Origin of the sequence: Microcystis sp. T1-4 (assembly GCF_000297435.1) — a bacterium.
In the GTDB taxonomy this organism is placed as follows: Bacteria; Cyanobacteriota; Cyanobacteriia; order Cyanobacteriales; family Microcystaceae; genus Microcystis.
The window spans coordinates 1-2,644 of record NZ_CAIP01000008.1 but is presented as its reverse complement, the minus strand read 5'-3'; the positions used below and the strand labels follow the sequence as shown (position 1 = coordinate 2,644).

2 protein-coding genes are annotated in these 2,644 nt (G+C 51.2%); both read right to left on the bottom strand.

The window, feature by feature from the left end:
• Window positions 1–58: 58 nt before the first annotated feature.
• Window positions 59–430, bottom strand: coding sequence for a four helix bundle protein (locus MICAI_RS00305; protein ID WP_157221702.1), 372 nt, complete (start codon window positions 428–430; stop codon window positions 59–61).
• Window positions 431–637: 207 nt separating this feature from the next.
• Window positions 638–2,635: a CHAT domain-containing protein gene (locus MICAI_RS00300; RefSeq protein ID WP_008196018.1), complete on the bottom strand. Its 1,998-nt coding sequence runs from the start codon at window positions 2,633–2,635 to the stop codon at window positions 638–640.
• Between the last annotated feature and the right edge of the window lie 9 nt (window positions 2,636–2,644).

Here is a 2,644-nt window from a genome sequence, read left to right as displayed (position 1 = left end):
AATTATGAATGGGGAATTATGAATTATGAATTATGAATTATGAATTATGAATGGGGAATTAGGAATTGTTTTGTTTAGTTTTGACGATAATGGTAGTGATAACAGCGATAATTTCTTGGGTTTCTTGGATGAGGGATTGAATGCGGTTTTTGGGAACTAACTCTGATTTTTCTAGTAATTGTAGCCAATACAGGCTTTCTCTTGCTTCTTTTTGAGAGATGCTCATTTTATGGATAAAATCAGCTTTACTTTGTCCCGACTGTGCTTCTTCGATATTAGCTCCAACAGAAGTTGCCGCTCTCAAATACTGTTTTCCCAATATCCAACCTGCACCATCTTTTCCTTCCTGCAAAAATTGATAAAGTTTAATCGCCCGCAGTGCATAATCAAAACAACGCTCCCGAATATCTATTGGCTTCTTCTCCTTCATAATCCTCAATCCCCCATTCATAATTTATAATTTCCCCATTCATAATTTATATTTTATAATTCATAATTCCCCCATTCATAATTCCCCCATTCATAATTCATAATTACCCCATTCATAATTCATAATTACCCCATTCATAATTCATAATTCCCCCATTCATAATTCATAATTCCCCCATTCATAATTCATAATTCATAATTCATAATTTTAAGGAAGTCCAAGACAATAGAACGCCCCCCAGTAACGATAATCCTGAAAAGGCACTGCGTCGGGAGCAAAATTGCCAAGCCACTTGATCAATTCGCCGATTTTCTGATAATTGGCTTGAGCAGTATCGGCGTTGGGATCCTTAGTTTGGCGCATTTGTTGCCAAGTCTGGAAAGCCTGCTGATAATCGGCTGTCAAACGGTCCCGCCAGTCTTTTTGGCAAGTCTCCCGCAGCGCTTGACGAGCCTGATGTAGAGCCGTTAAACGTTCCTCTCCGGCCCGCCGGGCGCGGTGGTACTCCCGCGAAAACAGCGCCGTCGCTAGATCAGCCACCGCCCAATGACTACTAATCACAGCACGAGCGCCCCCCAGCAGAAAGCCTGTACCCAAGCTGAGGGGTTCGTCCAGTAATTCCCGTCGCAGGTTTCCCTCTTCATCTCGGGAAGTGGCAAAACTGAGACCGGTTTCACAACAGGAGAGAAACACTTCCAACAATTCGGGGAAACGCCACAGGGGACTAAGTAAATCCCGGAGGGTGACTTTTTGCTCCCCGTCTAGGACGAGGTGGGAGTTGAGGGGATCATCGGCGCGGCTGGTGGCGTGGTGGCTGGAGAGCAAAGCCTGCACTTGTTTCAGCAATTGCAGATAAGAGTCGGGGGTGACTGTGCGCCCCTGTAGCCGCCGTTGGCGAGGCACGTTCCAGGTTTGGGCGACCCACTCACACTCTAGGGGAGTATAGGGCAAATCCTCTGTGGTGTTTTCCACAATCCCCAGGGTGTCGGGAGTGGGTTGCGATCGCTCTTGGCACAGTCCGAGAATTTTCGTACTGGGGACAAACTGAAGGCGAAAGCGATCGCCCAGGAGTTGGCCTTGGGCGGTGGGTAGAAGGTCGAAGGGAATTTGGTGCAGGAACAGGTGGGGAATCAGAATTAACTCAGTGATGCCCTGGAGGTGCTGTTGGATGAGGGTATCGAATTGCAGGCGGGTTGCCAGTTCTTGCAGACGAGTGGCCATAGCTTGGTGCCACTCATCCCGACGCTGCTGGCGGGATTGGGGGGTCTCTACTTGATTAATCTCAATGTAGGGGTTAACCCAGTTGACGATCAGCCAGTTTTGCAGGTCGTTGGCAGACTCCGGGGGATTGGGAATAGTGTGGCAGTTGACCCCTTCCCCGCCATCCCGGGAGGGGCGACGCAGGACAAAGATGTGGGTATGGGTGGCGGTGGTATAGAAGCTGAGGAGGGCAGTCTGGGGGGATGGAAGCAGCGCCGTTAGCTCATCGAGTCGGGGTTGGGGTTGGGGTTGCTGAAGTTGGGCGGTGATGGCATCAAAGCGGTAGAGAGCATCCCAGGCTTGACGTTCAGCGGCCTCTAGTTGACGAAGTTGTTCCGGGGCAAAGGTGGCGCGGGTGTTGCCGATGGGGTAGGGTTGGGGTTTCTGGGTGAATCCGGGCTGGTCGAGGGGTTTTTGACGGAGTTGGGATTGGATCTGACGGCTTTCCTTAACCTGCTGATACCAGGCTTGGATCTCTGGGGGAACGCGCCCATCGGCGTAGAGGTCGCCCACAGCGATCAGGTCGGCGAGGCGTTTGGAGCGGGAACGTTCGACGGTTCGCAACGCCAGGGAGAGGTCGCCTTGGTTAACGGCGGCTTGGATCAGGTTTTCATAAACACCGATGGACTCGCGGACAATCTCTTGGCGAAGGGCTTCACTGGTTGCCCAGGCGCGGCTTTGTTCAACGGCTTCCACGGCGGCGCTGTAGCCTTCGATGGCAATGTCCCACCAACCCTGCTGGAAACCGAGATTGCCTAAGTTGCGCCCAGTTCTCAGGGTGTCAGCAGGTAAGAGAGCGGGGTTGAGAAAGGAAAGTGCTTCTCGATAATTGGCGATCGCCTGTTCTAGGTTGGCCACCGGCTCTTGACCCAGTTGGGCTTGAATGCTGTAGGCAATGCCCAAGCCATTGAGGTTTATGGCTAACGCCCTTTCTGCCCCGATCAACCTTTCTAA

Excerpts from the sequence above, each read along its gene's own strand:
- MICAI_RS00305 (WP_157221702.1), bottom strand. The coding sequence starts at position 430 with ATGAAGGAGAAGAAGCCAATAGATATTCGGGAGCGTTGTTTTGATTAT.